This window comes from Kitasatospora sp. NPDC048407 (genome assembly GCF_043200475.1).
Classification (GTDB): Bacteria; Actinomycetota; Actinomycetes; order Streptomycetales; family Streptomycetaceae; genus Kitasatospora.
The window spans coordinates 23519-47229 of the sequence record NZ_JBICXW010000022.1 but is presented as its reverse complement, the minus strand read 5'-3'; the positions used below and the strand labels follow the sequence as shown (position 1 = coordinate 47229).

Genomic DNA, 23711 nt, shown 5'->3' with positions numbered 1-23711 from the left:
GGTGCCCATCACGGCCTCGCGTCGAACACCGCGGCAGCGTAGGAGCCGCCGTAGGCGAAGCTGGAGAGCAGCAGGCGTCCGGCGGGGGCGTCCCCTGCGAGGGCGGCGACCAGGCCGAGGGCGCCGGCCGAGCCGTAGGTCTCGCCGAGCAGCGCCTTGGGGGTGACCGTGGGACGGTCGGAGAGGCCGGCCAGGGCCAGGGCGCGGGACTGGGCGACGTCGACCAGGCGGTAGCCGGAGGCGGCGGAGACCACGGTGTCGATCTGCTCGGGCGTGGAGTCGGCCTCGGCGAGGGCGCCGCGCAGGGCGCGGGCCCAGGCTTCGCCGTCGCGGCCGATCCGTCCGATGCCGGCCGGTTCGCCGGAGGCTCCGAAGCCCCGGACGTCGGCCAGGACGTTCGCGCCGCGGGCGGCGGCGGAGGCCTCGGACTCCAGCAGGATCGCGGCCGCGCCCTCGGAGAGCACGGTGCCGGTGCCGCGGCCGGGCTCGATGTGCGCGGTCTTGGCGTATCCGGGCAGTCGGGCCTGGGTGGCCAGGGCCTGCTCGGGGAACTCGTCGGCGACCACGACCATGATCCGGTCGGCCATGCCGCGGGCGATCACCCGGGCGGCCAGCTGGAGCGCGAGGACGGAGGAGGTGCCGCCGTTGGCGATGGTGGCGGTGTAGCCGCGGTAGCGGTGCAGCATGCCGACGTGTCCGGCGGCGGCGTTGACGACGGTGTTGGCGAAGGTCGCCGGGTTGGCGCCGGTGATGCCCTTCTCGATGACGCCGCGGTGGAAGTCGAGCACCGAGGTGACGGGGCCGTAGCCGGTGGCGAACACGATGCCGGTGCCTTCGGCCTCGGCACGGGACGGCTTGCCGTGCCGCTCGTACAGGTCGCCGACGGCGCCGGCGGCGAGCACGCCCAGCGGGTCCATCCGGCGGGCCTTGCTGGGGTTGAGGCGCTTGGCGACGGCCTTGACGTCGATCCGGCCGATCGGGCGCTCGCCGATGCCGGCGACCTGCTCCAGGGTGTCGAAGCCGACCTTTCCGGCGGCGAGCGCGGCGGTCAGTTCCTCGGTTGAGGCGGACGAGCCGGCCAGTCCCGCGACGCCGGTGACCACGACGTGGTGCACGGGCTGCGTGCGCCGGGCCGAACGGGCGGGCCGGCCGGGCTTGTTGAGGACGACGGTGGCGTTGTTGCCGCCGAACGCGAAGGAGTTGGAGGCGACCACCTCGAGCGGGGCGGGCCGCCCGGTGTTCGGGACGATGTCCAGCCCGAACGGGGAGTCGACGCCGCGGGTGCTGAGCGTCGGCGGGATGACGCCCCGGTCGATCGCCATGGTGGAGACGATCGCCTCCACCGCGCCGGCCGCGCCCAGGGTGTGGCCGAGCATCGACTTGGTGGAGCTGGCGGGCGGCACCTCGGCGCCGAAGAGCAGCTTCACGGCCTTGGGCTCGGACACGTCGTTGGCGGGGGTGCCGGTGCCGTGCAGGTTGACGTAGTCGACGTCCTCGGGGGCGAGGCCGGCGGTCCGCAGGGCCTGGGCCATCGCCGCGGCCGCGCCCTTGCCGCTCGGGTCGGGGGCGGTCTGGTGGTAGCCGTCGCAGGAGAGGCCGTAGCCGCCGAGTTCGGCGAGCGGGGCGGCACCGCGTTCGGCGGCCCGTTCGGCGGACTCCAGCACCATGAAGCCGGCGCCCTCGCCGAGGGTGAGCCCGGTGGAGGCGGACATCGGCGCGCACGGCTCGGGGTCGAGCGCGCCGAGGGCGGAGAAGCCGTACGCGGAGAGCTGGGCCAGCGGGTCGACGCCGCCGCAGATGACGTAGTCGACCTCGCCCTTCCAGAGCAGTTCGGCCGCGTAGCCGAGGGCGACCGCGCTGGCGGCGCAGGCGTTGGAGAGGACCACGCGGGGGCCGCGCAGGTCGAACTCGGCGGCGATGTAGTCGCCCACGCAGGGGAGTTGGGAGGCGGCGGCCTGGACGGCGTCCAGCACGCCGTCCTTCACCAGGCCGCGGTGCACGGTCTCCAGGGTGGGCATCGCGCCGAGGCTGGAGCCGACCACCACGGCGACCCGGTCGCGGTCCACGGTGTCCAGGTCGAGGCCGGAGCTGCGCAGTGCCTCGCGGATCGCGGTGGCCGCCAGCGCGTAGCAGCGGTCCAGGTCGGCGGGCTGCTCGGCGGTGACCATGCCGGCCCAGTCGGTGAGCAGCTCGGTGGTGGGGAAGAGGGTGTTGGTGCGGATGCCGGAGACGCCCTGGGAGATCGACGCCCAGCTCTTCTCCACGTCATCGCCGGCGCCGGTGATCAGCCCGAGGCCCGTGAGGGCGATGCGTTCGGTGGTCTTGGTCATCAGTGGATCCGGGTGGTGAGCGAGCGGGCGATGACGCGGGGCTGGGTGACGGTGCGCACCGGGGTGTCGGCGCCGTCCTCGTTGGCGGCGGTGAGCTCCAGGCCGGGGACCCAGAACGGGGCGTCCAGCTTGGCGACGATCAGTTCCTCGTCGGCGTTGGCGGACGGGGCCTGCCAGATGACGGTGCCGATCTGCTGCCCGCCGGCGGTGACGGGGGTGCCGACGGTGAAGGCGGCGCCGGCCGGGGCGGCCAGGGCGGTGATCTTGGCGTTCTCGGCGGTGGGCTTGACCAGCTCCTCGGAGCCGAGGAACTCGCCGATGCGGTTCCAGTCGACCATCCAGGCCAGGTCGGCCTCGTGCACCGGCAGGCCGGCGAAGCCCGCGGCGTAGACGGCCATGCCGGCCTCGGCCTGGACGCGGGCCAGGCCCTCGTCGCCGACCTCGGCGCCGCCCTGGGCGAGCACCGCCTCGACGGCGGCGGCGTGGCCGGCCTCGGGGGCGTTGGACAGCAACAGGTAGCCGTACTCGCCGGTGGTGCCGACCCGGGCGAGGTGGGCGAGCGCGGCGGGCTCGCCGGGGACGGCGGACTCGGTGACGCCGTGCAGGGTCAGGCCGGAGATGTCGAACTCGACGAACGCGGCGGCCGCGGCCCAGGCGGTCGGGCCCTCGAACGCGGTGGCGCCCCAGCCCTCGGGGGCGACCTCGACGGTGACGTCGGCGGGGGCCTCCAGGGCCTCCAGGTAGCCGGTCAGGGCCTCGGCGGAGACGGGGGTGCGGGGCAGCAGCCAGGAGTCGTCGCCGATCTCGAAGTGCAGCAGGATCGCGAACGGCGAGCCGTCCTGGTTCAGCGCCAGCGCCTCGCGGACGGTGTCCGGCTCGACGTACTCGCTGGACTTGGCGAGGAACAGGTCGAGGAACTCGTAGCGGTCGCCGCCGGAGATCCGGACCAGCGGGGCGGTGATCGGGTAGACGCCGATGGCGGTGCGGACGGTGGTGTAGTCGTCCTGCGCGGTGCGCACGGCAACGGTGGTGGTCATGGCTCTGGTGGTCCTTTCGAGGGTTTTTCGACGGGGTGTCAGATCGCGGGTGCGGGGTGGACGGACAGCTGCCAGGCGGCCTCGGTGGCGGCCGTCGCGCAGCCGATCAGCAGTCCGGAGGAGGTGGTGCGCAGGACGATTTCCGGCGCTCCGGGCCCGCCGGCGGCGGGTGCGAGGTGCAGCCAGTGGCCGCTGGTGAGGCGGATCGCCGCGGCGGAGGCCCAGACCTGCCCGAAGGCGGTGGAGTCGAGCTCGTGGCGCTGTCCGGCGGAGTGCAGCACCACGGGGGTGCCGGCCGGGGTGTCCGGGGTGAGCCAGAGCACCGTCTCCTCGTCCGCGCCGGGGGCGTGGATGTCGATCCGGACCGGCTCGGCGGCCTGCTCGGGGGCGGTGACCTCCCAGCTGATCCGCTCCTGCGGGGCGGCCAGGCCGAGCGGGTGCTTCTGCTCCCACTCGCGGACGGTCGGGACTCCCCAGCCGAGGCCGGTGGCGAGGCTGTGCCGGTGGTGCTCCAGGGTGACCCAGGCGCCTGCGCTCCAGCGCGGGTTGCAGCCGAAGGCGCGGGTGCGGGGGGCGGGGCTGCGCAGCACCTTCTTGCCGTTCTCGGTCCAGGAGGTGATGCCGCCGGCGTTCGCCTTGACGGTCAACTTCCGTTCGCCGGTGGCGGGTTCGGCCGTTGCGGTGCTGCGGGGGGTGGTGTCGTGGTCGGCGCCGGTGCGGAGTTCGGTGCGCAGCCGGGCGGTGCCGTCGGCGTCGGGCTCCAGGTGGCGTTCGACCAGGGTGGTGTGGATCAGCCGGACCGGGCGGCCGGCCGGGAGGGTGATCCGGGTGCTGCCGTCGGTCCAGTCGAGGGTGGATCCGGCGGGTGCGGTCTGCGCGGCCGCGACCACCTCGGAGGTGTCGCGGACGCCGATGCCGGTGCCGATCAGGTGCTGGGCGGCGTCGGTGTCGGGGCCGGTCAGGGTGAAGTCGCCCTGGCGGAGTCCGACGGTCTGGAAGATCCGGCCGGGCCGGGTGGTGTACGTGAACTGCTGGTCCAGCACGCCCTGGTGGAGCGTGAGGGTGCCGGTGACCTGGTTGCCGCCGGACCTCTCGCGGACCTGCACGCCGTGCTCGACGGGGTGGATCTCCAGGTCGCGGGCCTGGCCTTCGCGCCAGCCGGCCGAGCGGTCGGCCTCGGCGCTGGGCCAGGTGGAGACGAACACCGGCCCGTGGTGGCCCTCGGCGTGCACGGTGAGGGTGCCTTCGGCGGCGTCCAGCTCGGCGGTGAGGCCGCTGTCGCCGAAGCGGTGCGGCTCGGCCGGCTGCTGGATCCGGACCTCGTACGGCGGTTCGGCGATCTTCAGTGGCCGGGTGGCGCCCTCGGGGGTGGTGAGGGCCGCTTCCAGCATCAGGCCGCGGTCCACGTCGATGGTGGCGGTGAGCTTGAACTCGCCGAGGGCCAGAGCGTAGGCGACGGTGCGGATTCCGTCCACCGCCCTTACGTCGGACCGGAGTTCGTCGTCGCGGCCGCCGGCGACGTTGCCGAAGCTGCTGAGCTGGCCGAGTGCGGCCAGCGCCTCGGGGTCGAGGTCGTGGAAGACGCTGCGCAGGATCAGCGGGATGTAGTTGTGCAGCTCGACGTTGCCGTCCTCGCCGGGGACGGTCTCGCCGACCGACACGCAGCCGACCCGCCGGTAGAGCTTGAAGGCGACGGTGTTGGCCGGGTTGACGGTCAGTCGGAGCACCAGGCAGCCGCAGCGCATCATCCATTCGACGGCTTCGGTGAACAGCCGTCCGGTGATGACGCCGTTGCGGTAGGCCGGGGCGACGAAGAACATGTCGGCGATGAGTTCGCCGGCCCGGGCGGAGCGGCGTCCGGTGCTGTGGAACAGCCCGAAGGTGCCCACCACCCGGTCGTCGTCGGCGGCGATCAGGAACGTCGCGGTGTCGCGCTCGGCGAGTTCGCGTTCCAGTTCGTCGCCGGTGATTCCGCCCGCCACCGGGTTGGGGTTGTCGCGGTGACGGTTGTAGAGCTCGGCGATGTCATGCGCGTCGCCCTCCTGGTACGGGCGGATCGTGATGGACATTCCACACCTCCTTGTCTGCTCCCTGAGGGCAGGTCAGCCCTTGCGTTCGGTGGTGACGATCAGCGAGCCGGCGGCGGCGAGTTCGGTGCCGACGGTGGCGCGGACGGAGACGGAGCGCAGGCCGCCGAGCTTCTGGCCGAGCTTGGCCTCCAGGGTGAGCTGGTCGCCGGGGACGACCAGCCGGGAGAACTTCATCGAGCTGATCGAGCCGAGGTAGCCGACGCTGGCCGACGGGTCTCCCTCGGCGGGGGCCGGAGACTCCAGCAGTTCGGCGACGTAGACCACGGCCACCAGCTGGGCCATCGCCTCGACGATCATCACGCCGGGCATGATCGAGTGGTCGGGGTAGTGGCCGGCGAAGAACGGCTCGTTCACCGAGACGCTCTTGATGCCGCGTCCGGAGACGCCGGGGACCACGTCGTAGGCGCGGTCGATCATCAGCATCGGCCAGCGGTGCGGGAGCATCCGCTTGATGTCGTCGGAGGAGTAGGCGAAGCCCTTGCTCGGCTTCTCCTTGGCGACCTGCCGGGTGGGTGCGACGGCGGTGGCCATGGTCAGACCTCGCGGGCTTCGATGAAGTCGACCAGGGCGTTGATGGAGCCGAAGGCCTCGAAGTCGTCGTCGCTGATCAGCACGTCGTACTCGTTGTTGATCATGACGACGATCTCGAGGGTGTCCAGCGAGTCCATCTCCAGGCCACGGCCGAACAGCGGCTGGTTGTCGGAGACGACCTCGGCCTCGGCGTCCAGGCCCAGGCGGTCGATGATCATCGACTTGATCTTGAGGTTCTTCTCCAGGCGCTGCTCGGCCTGGGTCCGGACGTCCTCGAAGGTGGCGGTGGACATGGTGCTGCCTTTCCGTTGGGGAGGGTTGATGGAACGTCAGTTTGATTTCAGGGGAGGGCAGATCAGCTGTAGAGCATCCCGCCGTCGACCGTGAGCACCTTGGCGGTGATGTACGAGGCCGCCGGGCTGGCCAGGAAGACCGCCGCCTGCGCGACCTCCTCCGGGGTGCCCATCCGGCCCAGCGGGATCGCCGCCGCGGCCTCCTTCAGCTGGGCCCGCGGCACCTTCTTCACCATGTCGGTGTCGATGAAGCCCGGCGCCACCACGTTGACCCGGATGCCCTTGGGGGCGCCCTCGTAGGCCAGGGTCTTCGCCATCGCGATCACCCCGCCCTTGGAGGCGGCGTAGTTGGCCTGGCCGACCCGGCCGGCGATGCCCGAGGTGGAGGCGATGAAAACGATCGACCCGCCGCTCGCGTACATCTGCTTGGTGGCCTCACGGGCCGTCAGGAACGCGCCCGTCAGGTTGGTGGAGATCACCTCCTGCCACTTGGCGGCGCTCATCGCCGCGAGGTGACCGTCGGCGGTGATGCCCGAGTTGAGGACCGCGACGTCCACGCCGCCCCAGGCGGTGCGGATCTCCTTGTACATCGCGGTGACCTGCGCCTCGTCGGACACGTCGGCCCGCACCAGCAGCGCCTTGCGGCCGAGGCCCTCGATCTTCTCCGCCAGCTGCTCGGCCTTGCCGGCGCTGGAGCGGTAGTTGAGCGCGACGTCGCAGCCGTGCTCGGCCAGGTGCAGCGCGATCGCCGCGCCGATGCCCCGGGAGGCCCCGGTGACGACGGCCCTGGTGCCTTCGGTGAACAGCTGACTCATGCCGTGCTCCCGGCGAGGTTGGAAGTGACCTTGTGGCTGCCCGGGTCGAAGCCGTCGACCTCGGTGCCCAGACCGTGCCGCTCGGCGTGGTTCAGCACCGCCTCGGCGACGGCCAGGTCCAGCACGCCGAGGCCGAACGGGGCGAACACCACGGTGCGGCCGGCGGGCAGTTCGGCGGTGCCGTCGAGCAGCGCGCCGATCTCGGCGGTGACGAACCGGCGGTGGCCCACCTGCTGCTCCGCCTTGTGCAGCGAGGTCTGCTCGCGGATCGCGTGGTCCGCGTCGTCGGTGACGTTGACCGCGCCCAGCACCGAGGCGACCGACAGGTCGCGCAGCGACAGGTGCAGGATGACCTGCCCGTCGGGGCGGTTCGGGTGGTCGGCCAGGTCCAGCCAGTACGAGGAGTCGGTGGTGGCGATCGAGACCGTGTCGGCGGTCAGCACCTGACCGAGCGTCGCCGCCTTGAACTCGACGTCCGGGTACTCGGCGGCGAGCTCCGCGGCGAACACCTTGGCCCGCTCCGGGAAGGCGTCCTGCAGCAGGACGGTCTCCAGCCCGTCGTGCACCTGGGTGAGGAAGTGCACCACCTGGTTGTTGATGGTGCCGCAGCCGACCAGGCCGACCGTGCGGACCTCGCGGTCCGCGTTCAGCAGCCCGGAGGCGAGCGCCGCGCCGGCCGCGGTGCGGACCGCGGAGATCTGGCTGCCCTCCATCAGGGCGAGCGGGTAGCCGGACTCCAGGTCGTTCAGGATGCACAGCGAACTGGCGCGCTGCATACCCCGCTTGACGTTCTCCGGGAAGGACGAGATCCACTTCAGGCCCATCACCGGGGCCGGTCCGCCGAGGTAGGCGGGCAGCGCGATGATCCGCGAGTCGGAGCGGTGCAGCGGGCGCAGGAAGGTGGAGAACGGGAGGTCGGACTTGCCCTGGCTGTGCAGCACGTAGGCGTTGCGCACCAGGTCGATGACGGTGGAGTCGAGGTCCGCGAGCGCGGCCCGGACGTCCTCCCGGCCGAGGATCCTCATGCCTGGCCCCTTTCTTGGTCGGTCGGCGGCAGGTACTGCCGGAGGTAGGACTCCACCCACTGGTCGTCGTAGATGGTGTCGAGGTAGCGGTCGCCGCCGTCCGGGAGCACGGCGACGCAGGTGCTGCCGGGTTCGATCCAGGACTCGGCCTGCATCAGGGCGGCGATCACCGCGCCGGACGAGCCGCCGGCCAGGATCGACTCCTCGGCGAGCAGGCGGCGGCAGCCGCGGATGCACTCGGAGTCGGTCACCTTGACCACCCGGTCGGCGAGGCCGGGGCGGAGCAGCTGGGGGACGACCGCCGCGCCGTGGCCGGGGATGGTGCGCCTGTGCGAGGACTCCCAGGGCTCCGGCGGGCCGAAGATCACACTGCCCACGGCGTCCACCGCGACCACCCGGGTGGGCAGTCCCTGGTCCTGGATGAACTCGGCGCAGCCGCGCAGCGTGCCGGTGGTGCCGGCCGCCAGGAACAGGTAGTCGGGGGCCTCGGGGAGGGCCTCGAAGATCTCCCGCATGGTGGTGCGGTGAGCGCGCGAGTTGTCCTCGTTGGCGTACTGGTTGGGCCACCAGGAGTCGGGGACGGTGTCCAGCAGGTGCTTGACCCGGGCGATCCGGGCGGGCAGGAACTCGCCGGTGGCGGGGTCGCGGTGCTCGACCACCTCCACCCGGGCGCCGTAGGCCCGCATGATGGCGAGGTTCTGCGGGGTGGTGCGCGGGTCGACCACGATGATCAGGCCGAGCCGGTAGAAGTTGCACAGCTGGGCGAGCGCGATGCCCAGGTTCCCGGAGGAGGACTCCACCACGGTGGAGACCCCGGGCACGATCCGGCCGGTGGCGATGGCCTGTTCGACCATCGACTTGGCGGCGCGGTCCTTGATGGAGCCGCCGGGGTTGAACCGCTCGCACTTGGCGTACACCTGGAAGCGGTCGGTGGCGAAGAGTCGGTCCAGCGCCACCAGCGGCGTGCCGCCGATCGTGGAGACGATGTCGGGGTCCGACGGACGGTGCGGGCGGACCCGCAGTTCGGCGCCGTCGGGGACGAGCACGGTCATTCCGGCACCTTTCGGCTGATCTGGAGCCGAAGCTCACTGACGTACTGCTCACCGTCGGCGTCGGGCAGCCAGGACTCCTCGGGGGCCGGCAGCGGTTCGCTGACGGTCACCCTGGCGTCGGGGTCCGACTGCACCGCCCGGCGGACGAGGTTGGCGAAGGAGAGCACCAGCGTCGGGCTGGTGAAGTCGACCAGGGAGGGCTTCGTCTCCTCGGGGAACTTGACGAAGGCCCGGTCGGGCAGCGCGTTGTCGGCGACCCAGCGGCGCACCGTCAGGTAGTCGCGCATCCGGTCGGCCTTGGGCGCGAGGGCCACGCCGGTGGCGGGCAGCCGCCAGGTCTCCCGGAACAGCACCAGGTCGTCGAGGGTGACCCGGGGGGCGTGCGGGCGGTCCAGGCCGATCTTGAACGCGTCGCAGGCGATGATCGAGATCAGTACCGCGAGCAGTTCGGAGAGCGTCCGGGTGCGGCCGTCGGTGGTGGTCGCGGTGATCGTGCCGTCGTGCTCGGTGAGGGTGATGGCGACGGCGGGTTCGATCCGCTCGCGCTGGTCGAAGGGGGCGCGGGTGAAGCCGATCAGCCGGTCGCCCGCGCCGATCGGGGCGGGCACCATGCGGCCGCTGTTGCGCTTCCAGCCGACCGGCAGCAGCGGCACCAGCCGCTCGCCGCCGATCGCCCGGTTGACCTTGTCGCGCAGCGAGCCGGTGTCGGCCGTCCAGTCCAGGAACGGCAGGTCGAGGGTGGCCAGGCAGGCGTGCAACTCGCCGAGCACCACCAGGTGTCGGCCGGCGTTGACGGCGTCCACCGAGCGGGCGACGACCTGCAGGTCGGGGCTGTGCACGGCGAGGTGCGGGGAGCGGACCTCGCCGGTGGCGAACACCTCTTTCGCCGAGTCGATGATCTGGTCGACACTCAGGTCGACCCGGGTGGCGCCGTCCGGCACCTCGCCGATGACCTCGCGCCACTTCAGCGCCAGCTCCCGGACGGCCTGCTGGACGGGGTGGTTGTGCTCGCCCCAGAACAGCGCCAGGGTCTGCGGCCAGACGTCGGCCAGCGTGACGGCGGTGCCGGGGCGCTGCCGTTCGGCGGCCTTGCGGACCAGCGCGACCACCTCGGTCTCGACCAGTTCGGCGAGCCGGTTGCCGAACCAGTCGGCGGCGTCGGCGACCAGGGCGAGCGGGCGGGCGATGCCGTCCAGGAAGTCCCGGCCGAGCTCCATCCGGCAGTCCCGCAGGGTGTCCTGGTAGACCAGGGTGCGGCCGGCGTACGCCTTGCCCTCCTCGCGGGAGGCTGCCTGGCCGGTGGTCTCCACGAAGTACGCGTCCAGCGCGTCCAGTGCCTCGACCAGCTGCTCGGCGCTCCCGGCCCGGTCGATCTCGCCCTTGTGGCGGGCGAGTTCGGCGAGCACCGCGTCGTAGCGGACGAACATCTCGGGGTCGCCGATCGCCGAGACGCGGCGGCGCAGCACCTCCTCGGCGCGGACGTCGACCGGGATGTTGGCGTCCCAGCCGAGCACCCGCTGCCGCAGCAGCCGGTTCAGCACCTTGTCGACGGCTCCGCGGGCGCTCGCGGCGTCCCAGCCGTGGTCGGCGATCAGCAGGTCGGTGATCTGCTCGGCGTTGCGGTCGCCGTCGGCGAGCCGCAGCACCTGCGCGTCCTCGGGGCGCAGCCGGACGGTCTTGCGGTTGGCGAGCACCAGCTGCTCGCCGTCGAGGTGGACGTCGGGGCGCAGCATCGGCGGGAACCACCAGCGGGCGCCGGGCTGTTCGGCCATCCAGTCGGCGATCGCGGCGACCGTCCAGCGTTCCAGCGAGGTGCGGGCGGCGGCGACCAGGGCGGGGCCGTGGTCGATGCCGATGGCTTCCTGGGTGCGGCCGACGCCGATCCAGGCGCCGGGGCCGAAGAAGCCGATGGTCTCGGCCTTGGCGCAGTAGCGCAGCCAGTACATGGCGAGGGTGCGTTCGCGCTGGCGGCGCTTGGTCTCCTTGCCGCCGGGGGCGGCGAGCGAGTCGAGGATGCGGAAGACGGTGCGGTTCTGCCAGGCGATGGCCAGGCGGAGCTTGGGGTCGGTGGCGAGGGCGGCGAGGCGGGCGGCCTCGGCGTCCACGTCGGCGCGGTAGGCGGTGTCGAACTCCTCGGCGGTGCCCTCGCCGGCGGCGAGCCGGGCGGCGGCGGCCGGGGCGGAGGTGCCGCCGATCAGGTCGAGGCCGGAGACCGGGAAGCCGGCGTTGCGGAGCAGTCCGACGCCCCAGACCTGCCAGTCGGAGCCGGCCAGCGGGTGGAGCGGGGCGAAGTCCGCCCAGTCCACGGCGCGGGCGGCCTCGACGGCGGGGGCGGTCATCCCGACACCTCCGCCAACTCGCTTGCTGCGGCGGGGGTTTCGGTGAGCGCGGCGGCGAGCCGGGCGATGCCTTCGGCGATCTTCTTGCGCGGCACGTTGCTGAAGCACAGCCGGATGCCGTCGTTGTGTTCGCCGTCGATGGAGAAGTGGCCGCCGGGGACGAAGGAGATGCCGTGCGCGGCGGCGGCCTGCGCGTAGCGGGTGGCGTCGGCGCCGTCGCGGTGGCGCAGCCAGAGGTAGAAGCCGCCGCCGGGGCGCTGCCAGGTCCACGGGCTGTCGGTGCCGAGTTCGGCGTCCAGCGCGTCGGCCATCTGGGTGCAGCGTTCGCGGTAGCTGTCCCGGTAGCGGTCGATCAGCTCGGTCCAGCCGTTGCGGGAGTAGTAGGCGGCCAGCGTGCCCTGGGCGAGCGCGGACGGGGAGAGCGAGATGATCTCGGCGACCCGGGCGAGGTCGTAGCGCAGGTGCTCGGGGGCGGCGATCCAGCCGGAGCGCAGGCCGGGGGCGAAGATCTTGGAGAAGGTGCCGAGGTAGACCACCTGCTGCGGGTCGAGGGCCTGGAACAGCGTGGTGGTGGTGCCGTCGAAGCCGAGCAGGCCGTACGGGTTGTCCTCGATCAGCAGCAGGTCGAGTTCGCGGCAGGCGGTGAGGATGGCGGCGCGGCGCGGGACGGAGAGGGTGGCGCCGGTCGGGTTCTGGAAGGTCGGGTTGACGTAGAGCAGCCGGACGGTGCGGCCGGCCTCGCGCAACTCCCGGACGGTGCTGCGCAGTTGCTGCGGGCAGAGGCCTTCGGAGTCCTCGCCTGCGGCGTGCAGTTCGAGGCCGGCGGTGCGGAAGGCGGCGGTGGCGCCGGGGTAGGCGGGGGTCTGCACCAGGATGGTCTCGCCGGGGGCGCCGAGGGCGAGGGCGACGGCGGTGAGGCCCATCTGGGAGCCGCTGGTCGGGATCAGGTTCTCGGCGCCGGCGTGGCCGTCCTCACGGGCCATCAGGTCGGAGACGGCGGGCACGAGGGCCTTGGCGACGTGCGGGGTGGTGTACTGCAGGGCGAGCTTGCCGCCGAGCCGGACGAGCCGGGCGAGCTGCTGGGAGATGTCCCCCAGCGGGAGCACGTCCAGGTCGGGCAGTCCGCCGGCCAGGGAGATGACGTCCCCGCCCCGTTCGAACAGCCGGGGCATTTCTGCCGCGGGTCTGGTGTCGGTCCACATGGCTGTCGGTCCTCAGACTCGGGCCGGGGCGGCGTCGGCGGCCCAGGCCTGCACGTAGCGGAACAGTCCGGCCGGGGAGGCCAGCGCCGGGTCGGCGAGGGCGTCGGGGTCGACCTCGATGCCGAACTCCTCCTCGACGGCCATCACCAGGGCGATGGTGTGCAGCGAGTCCACGCCCAGGTCGACGAGCGGGGTCTCGGAGTCGGTGACCTGCACGGAGCAGATCCGCTCGACGAGCTGGTCAAACTGCGACTGGTTCATGGCTGCCCCTCGGGGATGCGGTGACGGACTGGTGGATTCGGTACTGCTCTGCCTCGGCCGCTTCGGCGGCAGCCGCGTCGACCAGGCGCTTGGCGGCGGCCCGGTCCGGCTTGCCGTTGGCGGTCAGCGGGACGGTGTCCAGCGCGACGACCCGGTCGGGCATCCGGCTGGGGTCGAGCCGGCCGACCAGCGCGGCCCGGACCTGCTCCGGCGGGAGGGTGCCGTGCACGGCCAGCAGCAGCGGCCCGCCCTCGGTCTCGGGGCGCAGCGCGACGGCGGCGGTGACGCCGGGGAGGCGTTCGGCGGCGTCCTCGATCTCGGTGAGGGCGATCCGCATGCCGCGGCGCTTGATGACGTCGTCGTCGCGGCCGACGAAGTACAGCCGTCCGTCCTCGTCGAGCCGGCCGCGGTCGCCGGTGTGCAGCTCCAGCGTGCCGTCCGGGCGGCGGATGAAACGGTTCTGCGCTTCCAGCGGGATCCGCCAGTAGCCGGCCATCACGGTCGGTCCCCAGACCACGATCTCGCCGGTCTCGCCGGGGCCGAGCACGCTGCCGTCGGCGGCGACGATCCGGACCTTGTCGCCGGGGATCGGCGGGCCGACCGAGTCGGGGTGCTCGGCGTACTCGGCCGGGTCGAGGATGGAGATCCGCTTGCACTCGGTCATGCCGTACATCGAGGCGAACTCGGAGCCGGGGAAGACCTCCAGCAGGTCCGCCATCACGGCCCGGCCGGGGCGGGCGCCGGTGTTGGTGAACAGCCGCACCTTGGTGGGCCGGTGCAGCTTGCTCTGCAGCAGGTGGAGCATCTGGGCCAGCGAGGGCACCAGCGGGACGACGGTGACGCCGGTGCGCTCGATCAGCCGGAGCAGTCCGACGTCCTCGCTGCGGCGGGCCAGCACCAGGGTGCCGCCGACCAGCGCGGACAGCAGGGCCTGGTAGAGGCCGTAGTCGAAGGAGAGCGGCAGCCGGCACAGCACCACGTCGTCCTGCCGGTAGCCCAGGCAGGCGTTGACGGCGTCGAGGGCGGCGAGCATCTGGCGGTGCGGGCAGACCACGCCCTTCGGGCGGCCGGTGGTGCCGGAGGTGTAGATCAGCATCGCCACCTGGTCGTCGTCGAAGTCGGCGCGGAAGCCGTCCTCGGCGGTGGCGAGGACCTGCTGCCAGGCCTCCTCGACCTCGACGGTGCGGGCGGCGCGGGCGCCGGCCGCCGGGCGGCAGATGGCCAGCGCGGCCTCGGAGTCGGCCACGATGTGGTCGATCTGCTGGTCCGTCAGCTCCGGGTGGACCGGGACGAAGATCGCCCCGATCCGCAGGGTGGCCCAGAACAGGGCCAGGAACGAGCGGTCGTTGCCGCCGGTGTACACCACCCGGTTGCCGGCGGCGACGCCCTGGCCGCGCAGCCAGCCGACCGCGCGGTCCACGGCGGTGCCGAGCTGACGGTAGTTCAGGGTGCCGTCGGCGTCGGTGACGGCGGGGTGGTCGGCCCGCTCCGCGAGCGGGTAGTCGAGCAGGTCAGACACCGGCATGGACGGCCACTCCCTCGCTGATCCCGGCGGCGGTGAGCCGCTCCTGCGCCCGGGCGACGTCCCGGGCGGTGTTCACGGAGACCACCTCCAGCTGCGGGTGGTGGCGCTTGAGCAGGTTGGCGAGCGTCTTGGCGGGCGGCAGCGAGAACGTCGCCTCCGGGGCCAGTTCGCCCAGCCGGTCCAGGCAGAGGTCCCAGCGGACCGGGCTGACCACCTGCTGGACCAGCCGGCGGCGGATCTCCGCCGGGTCCTCGACGGCCGCGCCGTCCGCGTTCGACAGCAGCAGCTGCGTCGGCGCGGCGAACGGCACCGCCTCGGCGGCGGCCTCGAAGGTCTGCCGGGCCGACTCCATGAACGGGGTGTGGAAGGCGCCGGCCACGCTGAGCCGCTTGACGGTGGCCCCGGCGGGCGGGGCGGCGGCCAGCTGTCCCAGCGCCTCTTCGAGACCGGCCGCGACGATCTGGCCGGGTCCGTTGAAGGTCGCCGGAGTCAGGCCCAACTCCGCTGTCCGTGCGAGGACTTCGTCCTGCTCGCCGCCGATCACGGCGGCCATCGAGGTGGGTGCCTCGGCGCAGGCCGCGGCCATCGCCCGGCCGCGGATCGCGGCCAGCCGCACCGCGTCGGCGGGCTCCAGCACCCCGGCGTACACCGCGGCGGTGAGTTCGCCGACCGAGTGGCCGGCCGCCACCGCCCCGTCCGGCCGGACGGCGCCGGCCAGTACGTGGTGGGCGAGCAGTCCGGCGGCGACCAGCAGCGGCTGGGTGTTCTCGGTGCGGGCGATCTCGGCGGCCGGGGCCTTGGTGCCGAGCTGGACCAGGTCCAGGTCGGCGGCCTCCGACCAGGCCCGCACCCGCTCGGCGGTGGCCGGGTCGCGCAGCCAGGCGGCCAGCATGCCCGGGGTCTGGGAGCCCTGACCCGGCGCAATGAATGCGAACATTTGTTCGAACCTCCTTTCGAGTGGGGCCTGCGCCCACGCCTCGGGCTTCGGTTGGGGACCGCTACGGGCGGCCGGTGGACTTGCGGAAGCGGCGGATCGCCAGGAACGAGAAGCCGGCGAACCAGGCCAGCAGGTTGAACACCGCGCCGGCCACGCTGGAGTGCTCCCCGTGGAACGAGAAGCCGTCGTTCAGCGGGTACCGGGCCAGCGTCGCCACCCCGTACATCGGGGTGTAGCGGGAGATCTCCAGCATCACGCCGCTGAGCGGGATGAACAGGTTGCCCAGGAAGGCCAGGGCGGTCATGGTCAGGCCCGGCATGTGCATCACCACGTCGGGCTTCAGCGCCAGGCCCATGCCGATGCCGAGCGCGGCGAACACCGCGGCCCCGACCCAGGCCACCAGCAGCGAGACCACCCACACGTTGGCGTCGGCCTCGGCCCCCGTCAGCGCCCCCAGCACTCCCACGATGGCGACCGGCACACCGGCCATCAGCACCGAGCAGAGCACCTTGACCAGCAGATAGCCGGGCGGGGTGAGCGGACTCATCGCGATCGTCCGCATCCAGCCGACCGACTTCTCCACCGAGATGGTGGCGGCCGAGCTGACCGCGGCGGTGGCCGCGCCGTACACCGCCTGACCGATCATCATCCAGGCGGCGAAGTTGCCGTGCGGCAGGGTGGCGCCACCGGAGGGGCCGGTGCGGAACAGGGCCAGGTACAGCACCGCGGGCAGCAGCACCGTGAAGATCGTGGTCTGCCGGTTGAACCGGCGGCGCAGCTCGTAGCGGACGAAGGTCGGGTTGACCCCGTTGAACACCGAGGTGCGGGCGGCGGCGGGCGCCGTGACGGCGGCCATCAGACGTTCTCCTTCTGGGCGTTGGCGGCGCGGTCCGCGTTCGCGGCGCTGTCGGCGCGGCCGGCGTTCTCGGTGATGGCCATGAAGGCCTCCTCCAGGCTGCGCGGCGCCACCTCGATGTCCCGCGCCTGCGTCTCACCGACCAGAACCCGCAGCAGCGCGTCCGAGTCGGTGCAGGTGAAGTAGGTGCGCTCGCCGCGGACGGCACTGGAACGCACGCCCGGCGTCCGGGACACCACGCCGGCCTCGTACGGGCTGAGCACCGCCGAGACGGTGCGGCCGCTGGTCGCGGCGCGGATCGAGGAGGCCGAGCCGTCGGCCACCACCGCACCCTTGTTGATCATGACCACCCGGTCGGCGAACTGGTCCGCCTCCTCCATGTAGTGGGTGGCGAACATGACCGTCATGCCGCGCGCCGCGTCCTCCCGGACAGCCGCCCAGAAGTCCCGCCGGGCCACCACGTCCATGCCGGCCGTCGGCTCGTCCAGCACCAGGAAGTCCGGCTTGGACAGCAGCGCCAGCGCGAAACGCAGCCGCTGCTGCTCACCCCCCGAACAGGCCGCCACCCGGCGGGCCCGCAGCTCGGTGATGTTCGCCCGCGCCATGCACCGCTCCGGGTCGGCCCCCGGGTGCAGCGACGACAGCATGTGCACGGTCGCCTCGACCGTCAGGTCCGGCAGCAGACCGCCGGACTGCAGCACCGCCGCCACCCGCCCCGCCCGCACCGCCTGCTCGGGACTCACCCCCAACAGCCGCACCTCGCCCTCGTCCGGCCGGGTCAGCCCCAGCAGCATGTCGATCGAAGTGGTCTTGCCCGCGCCGTTCGGCCCGAGGAACGCCACCACCTCGCCCCGCCGAATCCGCAGATCCAGCCCGTTGACGGCGGTGAACACCTCGCCCTTGGCGTTGGTGAACCGCTTGACCACACTGGACAGTTCAGCCGCCAGGGGGGACGCCGTCCCCCTCGACGCCGTACGGTTCTGGTAATCGATCATCATCCGAGTCCTCACGATTCGGCGGAGGTTCGCCTCTTGTGAGCACTACTCTCCCGGCCACCCCTATCGCCCCGAACCGACCCGGCTATCGGACCCCTATCCCGGGACCCGCAGCACTCCACACAGCCTCTTGCCACCACCAGTAGGATCGGGAGCATGAGCGGTAGCAAGAAGTATTCGGTCAGCCTGCCCGAGGACCTTGCGGAGAGCATCCGCAGCCAGGTAGGCCCGGGCGGCTTCTCGGCCTACGTCGCCGAGGCACTGGAGCACCGCGTGGCGATGGACAAGCTCCGCGAGATCGTCGCCGACTTCGAAGCGGACAACGAACCACTCACCCCCGAGGAGATCGACGCCGCCCGCGCGCTGCTGCGCCACGACCGGCCCGCTGCGACCGGCGACGCCGCCGCCTGATGCCCGGCACCCTCCTCCTGGACAGCGAGGGCCTGTCCCGCCTCTACCTGAACGACCGACAGGTCGTCGCCTTCCTCCAAGCCGCCGCCGCGGAGGGTGTGCGGGTCGGCACCACCGCGATGACCGTGATCGAGGCGGACCACGCCCGCGCCCATCCGGCCCGGATCCGCTGGGCCCTCTCCCGCATCGACGTCCACGACGTCACCCGCGAGATCGGCAGCCAGGCGGCGGCGCTGCTTCGCGAACACCGGCTGCACGGCCACAAGTACGCGATCGACGCCGCATTCGCTGTGATCGCGCGCTCGGCACCCGGCCCGGTCACCGTCCTCACCTCGGACCCGGAGGACCTCACCCTGCTCTGCGGCCCCCGCGTCCTGGTCGTCGGGCTCTGAACCTGCGCCCGAAACGGCAGCCGGCCCGGCACGCCGAACGCGGTGCCACGGAGAGCCCGTGACACCGCGTCCGGTCAGGGGCGTCAGACCGGGATGATCTCCACTCCGGTCTCCAGCCCCCGGAAGTCGTCCGCGTTGCGGGTGTAGAGCGGCAGCCCGTGGGCGGCGGCGGTGGCCGCGATCATCAGGTCCATCCGGCGCGGCCGCGGGTTGCGGTTCGCCTTGACAGTGAGCGCGACCAGCGTGCCGAACCGGCGGGCCGCCTCCCGGTCGAACGGCAGTGCCGCGAACTCCGCCTCGGCATCCGCCAACCGCTGCGCGCGGGCCATCATCTCGACCGGATCGCCCGCTACGGCCACCCCTTGGGCGAGCTCAGCGAGCACCACGGTGGAGACGGCGGCCTCCAGCGGCAGCGAACCAGGGTCGATCGAGGGGAGGTCGATCACCACGCAGGTGTCCAGCATCCCCCGCAGTCGGCGGCCGCTCATTCCCGCCCCTGCGGCTCGTCACCGACCCGGTCCTCGTCGCCGAAGAACTCGTCCGCTTCCGCACGCATCCGTTCCGCGTCGATCACCGAGGCACCACGCCACTTGTGCTGGAGCTCGTCGACCGGCACGAAACGGCGACGCGTCCCCAGCGGACGTACCTCGGCGATCTCCGTGCCGTTCCGGGTGATGTGGTAGGTCTCGCCGGCTTCCACATCGTCCAGCACGGCCTTGGACCGGGCGGCGAGTTCTCGCTGCGTGATGGTCTTCATTCCACCAGCGTATTGCACTGCAATACGGCGCGCCACAGGCGCCGCGCCCGGTCAGGACGGCAGCTGCCCCACCGCGTCGACCAACGCCATCTTCCGCACCGCGCTGTTGAACGCGACCGTGCCGTCGTGGCCCTCTCCGGGGCGGCCGAGGATGCGTTCGCCGAGGAAAGCGTGGGTTTTCCGGTCCAGGATGAGCTGGACGATGCCCACCTTGGGGTCGAGCAGGGACACCGCCTCGCCGGTCCGGCCGAGGGCGTCGGTGGCCTCCTCGTGATAGGAGATGTTCGGGATCTTCGCGGCGGCCCGGAACAGCGCGGCCTTTTGCGGGGCGGGGCAGGGGCCCCTCATGAGAGAGCGCAGGATCGTCCAGACCGCGACCTCGCGGGTCATGTTCTTGGCGTCCGTCACCGTGCGCACGAACGGGTCCGCGTAGAGGATCTCCAGCAACGCGTCGGGGTCGGTCGGCAGTTTGGCCAGCTTGTCGTAGGGAGGGTCCGCGTAGAGGCTGGGGCTTGCCTGCTGGGGTTCCACGACGGAGTCGTAGGGGAGCCCGCCGGACGGGGGTGCCCCGACGGAGCCGTCGGTGAGCCCGCCGGACGGGGGTTTCACGCGGTCGGCTTCGATGACCCCGCCGGACGACCGGACCAGGCCGGGCTTCGATCCGTCGACGGAGAGCCAGCGCTGGACGGTGGTGATGGCGTTCGGGTCGCTGGTGGTGTGGATGGAATCCAGGTACACGAACTGGTCCGGCCGCGGTGCCGGGGTCTTGTCGGCGGCGAGCGCGTCGGCCGCGAGGTTCAGCACCGAGACCGCATGGGCGCTGGATTCGGTCGCACCCGGTCCGGCGATCTGGGTGCTGACCAAGCCCGCGGTGAGCGCCGTCGTCAGGGCCGCGGCGACCAGCACTCGGCGCGTGGTCAGCCGTCGGCCCCGTCGTGCTGCGGGCGTTCCGGCGATGGCGTCCTCCAGCTGCCGACGGCCGCGGAGGCGGGCGTGAGTGGTCATCGGTGCGGTGTCGGCTCGGAATTCGGCGAGCCCGGTGATCTCGTCCACAAGAACTCCTCTGTCAGTGGGTGGGTCGGTCGAGTGCGGTGTGCAGCCGTCGGCGGGCGCGGTTGAGCCGGGAGCGGACCGTGCCGTCCGGGATCCGCAGGGCCTCGGCGATCTCCTGGTAGCTCAGCTCGGCCCAGGCGAACAGCAGCAGGACGTCGCGTTCCTTCGCCGTCAGCCGGGCCAGTACCCCGGCGATCTCCTGGGCCTGGGCGCCGGCCGTCACTCTGGCGGCGACCGTGTCGGCGTGGTCGCCGGTGTCGAGCGGGTCGACGCCGCTGCGGGCCAGCGCGCGGTAGCCGGAGCGTTCGGTGCGCTGGTGGCGGTGCAGCAGGTTGGTGGCGATTCCGTACAGCCAGGGCCTGGCGTCGGACCGGGCCCGGTCGTAGCGGCCGCGGATCCGGAACGCCGACAGGAAGGTCTCGGAGGTGAGGTCGTCGGCCACCGAGGCCCCGATCCGCCGGGCCAGGTAGTGGTGCACCGCGACGGCGTGCCGGTCGTATATCTCGCCGAACCGGTCGGGTTCGGCGAGCGACGCCCCGATGACCGCCGCGTCGTCGTCGACTCCTTCCCGCAGGGGCGTGTCCGTGCCGAGTACCGCCGTCACCGGCCCGCCCCCCGCCGGCCGGTCACCATTACCTGCTCGGTGCTGCGCATGGGTTCTCCTTCGCACCGGCTCCTCCGGCGCTTCCACCCTCTATTGCCATCTCGCCGGGGTCAGGTTCGGCGGTTTCGGCGAAAACTTTTCGGACACCGAACACCCTTGGCCGGGACGGGAGTTCTGCGAGACTGCCGGGCAGCGGCGAGGAACGGGGGCGGGATGACGGAGGGTCGGCTGGTCGGCGGCCGGTACCGGCTGGTGCGGGCGCTCGGCGCGGGCGGGTTCGGCAGCGTGTGGCTGGCGCACGACGAGACGCTGCGGGTGGACGTCGCCGTCAAGGAGGTGCGGCTGCCCCCGACCGGGACGGCCGCCGAGCACGCCGAGCTGCTGGAGCGGGCGCAGCGCGAGGCCCGCCACGCGGCCCGGCTGCGCGACCATCCGCACGTGGTCGGGGTGCACGACGTGGTGCTGGACGGCGGCGCGCCGTGGACGGTGATGCAGCTGATCGTCGGACGGTCGCTGCACGAGCGGATCGCGGAGGGCGGCCCGCTGCCCGTCCCGGAGGCGGCCCGGGTGGCGTCCGCCGTACTGGCCGCGCTGGACGCCGCGCACCGCGCCGGGATCGTCCACCGGGACGTCAAACCGGCCAACATCCTGCTGGCGGGCGACGGGCGGGTGCTGCTCGCCGACTTCGGGATCGCCGTCCAGCAGGAGCAGACCGCGCTGACCGCCTCCGGCATGTTCGTCGGGTCGGTGGACTACATCGCGCCGGAGCGCGCCCAGGGCGGACCCGCCGACCCGGCCGGCGACCTGTTCTCGCTGGGCGCGACGCTCTACCAGGCCGTCGAGGGGCGGCTGCCGTTCCGCCGCGACACCCCGGTGGGCACCCTCACCGCCGTACTGTTCGAGCCGCCCGCGCCGTGCGTGCTGGCCGGTCCGCTGGCGCCGCTGATCGACGGGCTGCTGGCGAAGGACCCGGCCGCCCGCCTGACCGGCGCCCGCGCCGCGGCGATGCTCGCCCCGCACTTGGGCGCGCACCCGCCGGCGGCCGCCGCCGCGCCGACCGCCGCCGCCACCGTCCCGAACGCGCTGCCGCCCGCTGCGCCCCGGGCCGCCCGCCGTTCGGTGGCCTCGGTGCTGCCGCCGCTGCTGGTGCTCGCCGCACTCGGTGCGGCGCTGCTGCTGAACGCGTTCTCGTTCCACCCGGACAGTCAACTGCCGCCGTCCGGCGCCGTCCTGGTGAAGCTGGCGCACACCCCCCTGTTCGAGGCGCTCAGCCTGAACTCCGACAGCAGCGCCGTGGGGCTGTCCTGGCTGTGGCTGCTGCCGACGGCGATCGCCCTTCTGGCCACCGCCTGGTACTCACCCCGGGTTCCGGCCGCAGTCCGGACCGCCGGGTTCCTGCTGACGCTGGTGCTGCCCGTTCGCCTGGGTGTCGCCGACCTGTGGGATGCGGGCCCGCACCTCGAACGCCTCGTGCACGCCCTGCCGCCGGAGGTCGCGTCCCATCTGGACGCCGGCCACGGCCCCGGCTGGTGGCTGCTGCACGTGGCGGCGTTCGCCGCCCCGGTGGTGCTGCTGGCGGGCCGGTTGCTCCACCGGGAGCGGCACTGACGAGACGTCAGGGCGCGGAGACCGGGACGTCCGGGCTGAGGTCGAACGCCCTGATCGGGGTCATACCGTGGCCGTTGAGCTTGACGGTGTTGTCGTGGCTGACCTGGGCGCAGGTGTTGTCGTTGTCGGCGGTGGTGGCCTCGGCGCCCTTGAGCGCGGCGGCCGGGTCCGCAGGGGCGGTCGAGCCGCCCTGCCCGCCGCCGGGGTAGCTGGTGCCCGACTTCCAGTCGGTGCCGATCACCAGCTCGATCGAACTGCCGCTGCCGGCCTGGACGGCGCTCTCGGGCATGCCGAGCGCGGCAGCCACCTGCTTGGCCTCGGCCTCCTTCCCGGCCGGGTAGCGGACGGTGCTCTGCTCGGCGGGCAGGTTCGTGCCCGCCGCGGTGTCCTTCGAGAACCCGGCCGATTGCAGCGCCTGGGCCATCTCGGTGGCCCGGCGCTGGGCACCGCTGCCGTTCCGCACCGTCACGGCGATGTTCTTGCGCGGAGTGCTGTTCGCGGGCGGGGCGGTGGTGGCCTCGGCGGGCGGCGCCGAGGAGGGCGGCGCGCTGCTCGCGCCGTTCGGGTCGGCGCTCAGCGGCTGGTCGTTCTTGATCGACGCGAACAGCTTCTTCGCGTCGGGGTTGACCACCAGCCGGGCGTCGTTCTTGGGATCCGTATCGGTCTGCATGGTGGTGAAGGTGACCCGGTTCGGCGGCACCTTGTTCAGGTCGTCGGCCAGACCGGCCAGCTTGGTGATCCCGTCCAGGCCGGGGTCGACGGTGAGCGCCTTGGTCGCGGCATCGGCCAGCGAGAGCACCTTGCCCGGGTCGGTGAGCGTCCCGGCGTTCTTCAGCTCACGGATCATCGATCCGAGGAAGGCGTGCTGGGCGGCCGCCCGCCCGAGGTCGCCGCCGTCCCCGAACCCGTGCCGGGTGCGGACGAACTGGAGCGCCGCCATGCCCTTCAGGGTGTGCTTGCCCTTGGTCAGCTTGAGGTGTGAGTACGGGTCGTAGACGTTGTCGCTGACGCACACCGGGACGCCGCCCACCGCGTCCGACATCTTGATCACACCGACGAAGTCGACCTTGATGAAGTGATCGATGGGTATGTCGGTGAGCTTGTGCACCGCGGCCACCGAGCAGCCGGGGCCGTACTCCAGCGCGGAGTTGATCTGCCCGCGGCCGCCCTTGGACTTGTTCGGGTGCCCGGCGTCCTGGCAGACCGGCAGGTCGGTCATCAGGTCGCGCGGGATGCTCATCACGGTGGCGTTGGAGCGGTCCGCCGAGACGTGCAGCAGCAGTTGGACGTCGGCGTTGGCGCCGGGGCCGCACTCGCTGCCGCCGATGTCGCAGTCCTCCTGGGTGTCGCGCCCGTCGGAGCCGATCACCAGCACGTTGATCGGGGTCCGCCCGAACTCGTCCGGCACCTCGTGCCCGGCGTCCCCGCTCTCACCGGCGTACAGCGGCGCGGACTTGATGTTGCCGTTGTAGCGCATGTACAGGTAGCCGCCCGTGCCGACGGTCAGCACCACCAGCCCGGCGACGCTCCAGGCGACGATCTTCAGCCCGCGCCGCCCGCGCCCCTGCCTGGACGCCCGCCGGCCCCCGGCCCGTCCC

23 protein-coding genes are annotated in these 23711 nt (G+C 72.6%); 3 read left to right on the top strand and 20 right to left on the bottom strand.

Features of this window, described 5'->3' with window-relative positions; genetic code table 11:
* Positions 1-8: 8 nt before the first annotated feature.
* The 15 genes from ACGFWJ_RS30170 to ACGFWJ_RS30100 form a co-directional block, all read right to left on the bottom strand.
* Complete coding sequence (locus ACGFWJ_RS30170; protein ID WP_392955193.1) at positions 9-2330, bottom strand: beta-ketoacyl synthase N-terminal-like domain-containing protein; 2322 nt, start codon at positions 2328-2330, stop codon at positions 9-11.
* Complete coding sequence (locus ACGFWJ_RS30165) at positions 2330-3367, bottom strand: aminomethyl transferase family protein (protein ID WP_387640542.1); 1038 nt, start codon at positions 3365-3367, stop codon at positions 2330-2332. Before ACGFWJ_RS30165 ends, ACGFWJ_RS30170 begins: the two co-directional genes overlap by 1 nt.
* A 38-nt stretch (positions 3368-3405) precedes the next feature.
* Positions 3406-5436: a GNAT family N-acetyltransferase gene (locus tag ACGFWJ_RS30160; protein WP_392955191.1), complete on the bottom strand. Its 2031-nt coding sequence runs from the start codon at positions 5434-5436 to the stop codon at positions 3406-3408.
* A gap of 33 nt (positions 5437-5469) precedes the next feature.
* A complete protein-coding gene (fabZ, locus tag ACGFWJ_RS30155; protein WP_392955189.1) occupies positions 5470-5988 on the bottom strand; it encodes a 3-hydroxyacyl-ACP dehydratase FabZ in 519 nt (172 codons plus the stop codon).
* Between the two features lie 2 nt (positions 5989-5990).
* On the bottom strand, positions 5991-6281 hold the full coding sequence (locus ACGFWJ_RS30150; RefSeq protein ID WP_035864774.1) for an acyl carrier protein: 291 nt from the start codon (positions 6279-6281) through the stop codon (positions 5991-5993).
* A gap of 62 nt (positions 6282-6343) precedes the next feature.
* The gene (gene fabG, locus ACGFWJ_RS30145; RefSeq protein ID WP_387640534.1) at positions 6344-7096 is read right to left on the bottom strand and encodes a 3-oxoacyl-ACP reductase FabG; all 753 of its coding nucleotides are present in this window, start codon (positions 7094-7096) and stop codon (positions 6344-6346) included.
* Positions 7093-8121 (bottom strand): 2,3-diaminopropionate biosynthesis protein SbnB, encoded by a 1029-nt coding sequence (gene sbnB / locus ACGFWJ_RS30140; RefSeq protein ID WP_392955186.1) that lies wholly within the window; start codon positions 8119-8121, stop codon positions 7093-7095. Before sbnB ends, fabG begins: the two co-directional genes overlap by 4 nt.
* A complete protein-coding gene (sbnA, locus tag ACGFWJ_RS30135) occupies positions 8118-9173 on the bottom strand; it encodes a 2,3-diaminopropionate biosynthesis protein SbnA (protein ID WP_387866945.1) in 1056 nt (351 codons plus the stop codon). Before sbnA ends, sbnB begins: the two co-directional genes overlap by 4 nt.
* Positions 9170-11512, bottom strand: a complete 2343-nt coding sequence (locus ACGFWJ_RS30130) for a lantibiotic dehydratase (protein WP_392955184.1) — start codon at positions 11510-11512, stop codon at positions 9170-9172. Before ACGFWJ_RS30130 ends, sbnA begins: the two co-directional genes overlap by 4 nt.
* Positions 11509-12714: a PLP-dependent aminotransferase family protein gene (locus tag ACGFWJ_RS30125; protein WP_392955182.1), complete on the bottom strand. Its 1206-nt coding sequence runs from the start codon at positions 12712-12714 to the stop codon at positions 11509-11511. Before ACGFWJ_RS30125 ends, ACGFWJ_RS30130 begins: the two co-directional genes overlap by 4 nt.
* Before the next feature lie 12 nt (positions 12715-12726).
* A complete protein-coding gene (locus ACGFWJ_RS30120; protein ID WP_035864761.1) occupies positions 12727-12975 on the bottom strand; it encodes an acyl carrier protein in 249 nt (82 codons plus the stop codon).
* Complete coding sequence (locus ACGFWJ_RS30115; protein WP_392955179.1) at positions 12956-14500, bottom strand: class I adenylate-forming enzyme family protein; 1545 nt, start codon at positions 14498-14500, stop codon at positions 12956-12958. The genes ACGFWJ_RS30120 and ACGFWJ_RS30115 overlap by 20 nt, the downstream gene beginning before the upstream one ends.
* On the bottom strand, positions 14487-15437 hold the full coding sequence (locus tag ACGFWJ_RS30110) for an ACP S-malonyltransferase (RefSeq protein WP_392955177.1): 951 nt from the start codon (positions 15435-15437) through the stop codon (positions 14487-14489). Before ACGFWJ_RS30110 ends, ACGFWJ_RS30115 begins: the two co-directional genes overlap by 14 nt.
* Before the next feature lie 61 nt (positions 15438-15498).
* The gene (locus ACGFWJ_RS30105) at positions 15499-16293 is read right to left on the bottom strand and encodes an ABC transporter permease (RefSeq protein ID WP_387640515.1); all 795 of its coding nucleotides are present in this window, start codon (positions 16291-16293) and stop codon (positions 15499-15501) included.
* Positions 16293-17288: an ABC transporter ATP-binding protein gene (locus ACGFWJ_RS30100; RefSeq protein WP_392955175.1), complete on the bottom strand. Its 996-nt coding sequence runs from the start codon at positions 17286-17288 to the stop codon at positions 16293-16295. Before ACGFWJ_RS30100 ends, ACGFWJ_RS30105 begins: the two co-directional genes overlap by 1 nt.
* Positions 17289-17444: 156 nt before the next feature.
* Between ACGFWJ_RS30100 and ACGFWJ_RS30095 the strand changes: the two genes are divergently transcribed.
* Together ACGFWJ_RS30095 and ACGFWJ_RS30090 are read left to right on the top strand one after the other, a co-directional pair.
* Positions 17445-17699 carry a hypothetical protein gene (locus ACGFWJ_RS30095; RefSeq protein ID WP_392955173.1) on the top strand — a complete coding sequence of 85 codons (255 nt, stop codon included), beginning with the start codon at positions 17445-17447 and terminating at the stop codon, positions 17697-17699.
* On the top strand, positions 17699-18091 hold the full coding sequence (locus ACGFWJ_RS30090; RefSeq protein WP_392955171.1) for a DNA-binding protein: 393 nt from the start codon (positions 17699-17701) through the stop codon (positions 18089-18091). The genes ACGFWJ_RS30095 and ACGFWJ_RS30090 overlap by 1 nt, the downstream gene beginning before the upstream one ends.
* 83 nt (positions 18092-18174) lie before the next feature.
* On the opposite strand, the gene ACGFWJ_RS30085 is transcribed toward ACGFWJ_RS30090, so the two are convergent.
* Genes ACGFWJ_RS30085 through ACGFWJ_RS30070 form a run of 4 tightly spaced genes read right to left on the bottom strand, consistent with a single transcriptional unit; the run spans position 18175 to position 20505 of the window.
* Positions 18175-18579 (bottom strand): type II toxin-antitoxin system VapC family toxin, encoded by a 405-nt coding sequence (locus ACGFWJ_RS30085; protein WP_387640506.1) that lies wholly within the window; start codon positions 18577-18579, stop codon positions 18175-18177.
* Positions 18576-18848 (bottom strand): type II toxin-antitoxin system Phd/YefM family antitoxin, encoded by a 273-nt coding sequence (locus tag ACGFWJ_RS30080; RefSeq protein ID WP_392955168.1) that lies wholly within the window; start codon positions 18846-18848, stop codon positions 18576-18578. Before ACGFWJ_RS30080 ends, ACGFWJ_RS30085 begins: the two co-directional genes overlap by 4 nt.
* A gap of 51 nt (positions 18849-18899) precedes the next feature.
* Positions 18900-19901 (bottom strand): CU044_5270 family protein, encoded by a 1002-nt coding sequence (locus tag ACGFWJ_RS30075; RefSeq protein WP_392955166.1) that lies wholly within the window; start codon positions 19899-19901, stop codon positions 18900-18902.
* Between the two features lie 13 nt (positions 19902-19914).
* Entirely contained in the window at positions 19915-20505 is a 591-nt protein-coding gene (locus ACGFWJ_RS30070) for an RNA polymerase sigma factor (RefSeq protein WP_392955164.1), read from the bottom strand.
* A gap of 213 nt (positions 20506-20718) precedes the next feature.
* On the opposite strand from ACGFWJ_RS30070, the gene ACGFWJ_RS30065 reads away from it, so the two are divergent.
* Positions 20719-22113 carry a serine/threonine-protein kinase gene (locus tag ACGFWJ_RS30065; protein WP_392955162.1) on the top strand — a complete coding sequence of 465 codons (1395 nt, stop codon included), beginning with the start codon at positions 20719-20721 and terminating at the stop codon, positions 22111-22113.
* A gap of 7 nt (positions 22114-22120) precedes the next feature.
* Here the strand turns inward: ACGFWJ_RS30065 and ACGFWJ_RS30060 are convergent, their stop codons facing one another.
* Positions 22121-23626 (bottom strand): LCP family protein, encoded by a 1506-nt coding sequence (locus ACGFWJ_RS30060; protein ID WP_392955160.1) that lies wholly within the window; start codon positions 23624-23626, stop codon positions 22121-22123.
* Positions 23627-23711: the final 85 nt, after the last annotated feature.